The 2,225-nt window shown below is 60.8% G+C and carries 1 protein-coding gene; it reads right to left on the reverse strand.

Annotation, left to right across the window (positions count from 1 at the left end; translation table 11 throughout):
- A partial coding sequence (locus tag MRBLMC3_RS16110; protein WP_363830473.1) for a TonB-dependent receptor occupies positions 1 to 2,225 on the reverse strand: 2,225 nt, incomplete at both ends.

A 2,225-nucleotide genomic window follows, 5' to 3' on the forward strand; every position in this document is an offset into this window, starting at 1 on the left:
AGTTCGTAGCGCAGCGAAATTCTCCAGGTCCTCGGGCGGTTGTACGATTCATGCATGCAGCCGCAGAAGGTCGCCAGATCGAACCCGATCACGTTGACCCGCTTGTCGAAGATGTTGTCGAGCGAAGCAGCCGCGGTGAACTGGGGCGTGAGCTTCCACTCCACATTGGCGGCGGTCAGGATATAGCCCTTCGTGACTTCCCCGGTGAAGTTGCGCAGGTTGTTGAAGAACCGGCCGGTGTAGTTGGCATTTGCCGACAGCGAAATCGCATCGTTCGCAATGGGCGGCGTCCAACTCACGATCGCCGAGAACTGCTCGCGGGGCGCGAAGGCAGGCTCGGTGTCCTTGACAATGGCCGGCGCGGTAGCCGTGGCAGGTGCGGTGACGACATTCTTCACCTTGGGCCGGAAGACGGACGCGCCAAGGTTGACCAGAAGCCGGTCCGTTGGCTTGATCTGGAGACTGCCTTCGATACCGTAGTTGGTCGCCGGGCTGTTCGTGACCAGACCCGACGAGTTTACGAACAGGAACGCCTGGTAGTTCTTGTAGTCATAATAGAAGGCCGCGAGATTGGCGACGACTGCGCCATCCAGCAAGGTCGCCTTCACGCCCGCTTCGTAGGACCACAGCGTTTCGGGTCCGTAGGCCATCTGGGATTCGAGAAGCGGGAGGCTGCCGTCCTGGTACTTGGCGTTGTAGGCCCCGCCCTTCACGCCGCGATTGACGCCGACATAGACAAGGGTGTCGGAGTTCGGCCGATATTCGAGCTGGAGCTTGCCGGCCCACAGGTTGTTGCTCCGCTTGTTGCGATAGGGATCGAAGATCAGCGTGCCATCGGCCTTCTGATAGGCCGGCAGCGGAGCCAGTTCGACGCTGTCGATATAATAGTCGCGATCATTCTGGATCAGGGCCGAACGGTAGGAATAGCTTTGATGTTCAAAGATGATTCGTCCGCCGGCAACCAAAGTCAGCTGCGGAGCGAATTTCCATTCGAGCTGGGAGAACAGCGAGAAGGACTGCGTCTTGAGCTGGTTGAAGTTGATCAGGTCCCCGCCGCCCGGAGGCAAGCCAAGGGGATTGACCAGGATCGAACCCTCGGGAACAAGGAACCCGCTGGCGTCCTTGGCATTGAGGTTCAGATAATAGGCGCCTGCACTCCAGTTCAGGCTGTCACTTTTCCCGGACAACCGGAGTTCCTGCGAAAACTGCTGGGTGTTTGCATCGCTGGCGACGCCCAGGAAGTTTACCGGCACCAGTGCGGTGTCAGTCAGGAACGACTTCTTCAACTGCTTCCAGTCGGTGATCAGGGCCACATCGACCGCACCGATCGACCCGTCGATGTGCAGGGCCGCGTTGTAGGTCTGCATCCGGTTGCGGTCGTCAAGCGCCATCGCCTGGGAGATGTAGTTGTTGTCGCGCGGCTGCTGAGTGGCGCCCAGAACCGGGTCCGTTTCGGGAAGCCTGATCGTATCGATCAACTGGCCGTCGCTGTTGAACACCGGCGCCGCGGGGAAGGACTTGTACGGGCTGGTCGACGCGATGCTGCGCAGGGCCGAACCCTGCACGCGGATCTTCCAGTCACCCGTTTCGTACTGGAGCTGCAACCGCCCGCCGAGGGTGTTGTCGTTCCAGGTGTTCTCGCAGCAGCGGGCAGGCACAGGACCGGGCGCGCTGTTTCCAACCGGATAGATGTTCTTGAAGATCGGATCCTGGCGATTGTACAGGATCGTGGCGCGGCCAGAGAAGCCATTGCCCAGCGGGCCGCCGATACCCGCTTCAAGGCGGGTCTGGTTGAACCGGCCATAGGTCGCGTTCGCGTTGATCGAAAGCTGGTCGGTCGGCTTGCGCGGAATGAAGTGGACCAGGCCGCCGGTGGCATTGCGTCCGAACAGGGTTCCCTGCGGCCCCTTCAGAATTTCCACGCGCTCAAGGTCGAAGGTGCCGAAGATCTGGCCGCTGAGGCTGCCGATATAGCCATCGTCGAAGTAGACCGCGACCGGGCCTTCGAGCACGTCGCTGAAGTCGTTCTGGGTGACGCCGCGGATGGTATATTGTGCGGTCTGGCCACCGAAATTGCCCGAAACGTGGACGCCCGGCGTAATGCGGCCAATGTCGATGCTGCTCGTCACGCCAAGCCGGGCCAGCTGCTCACTCCCCAGGGCGGTGATCGAGATGCCAACATCCTGAAGACGCTGCTCACGATGCTGCGCCGTCACGACAATCTC

Source organism: Sphingobium sp. LMC3-1-1.1, from assembly GCF_040676285.1.
GTDB lineage: Bacteria > Pseudomonadota > Alphaproteobacteria > Sphingomonadales > Sphingomonadaceae > Sphingobium.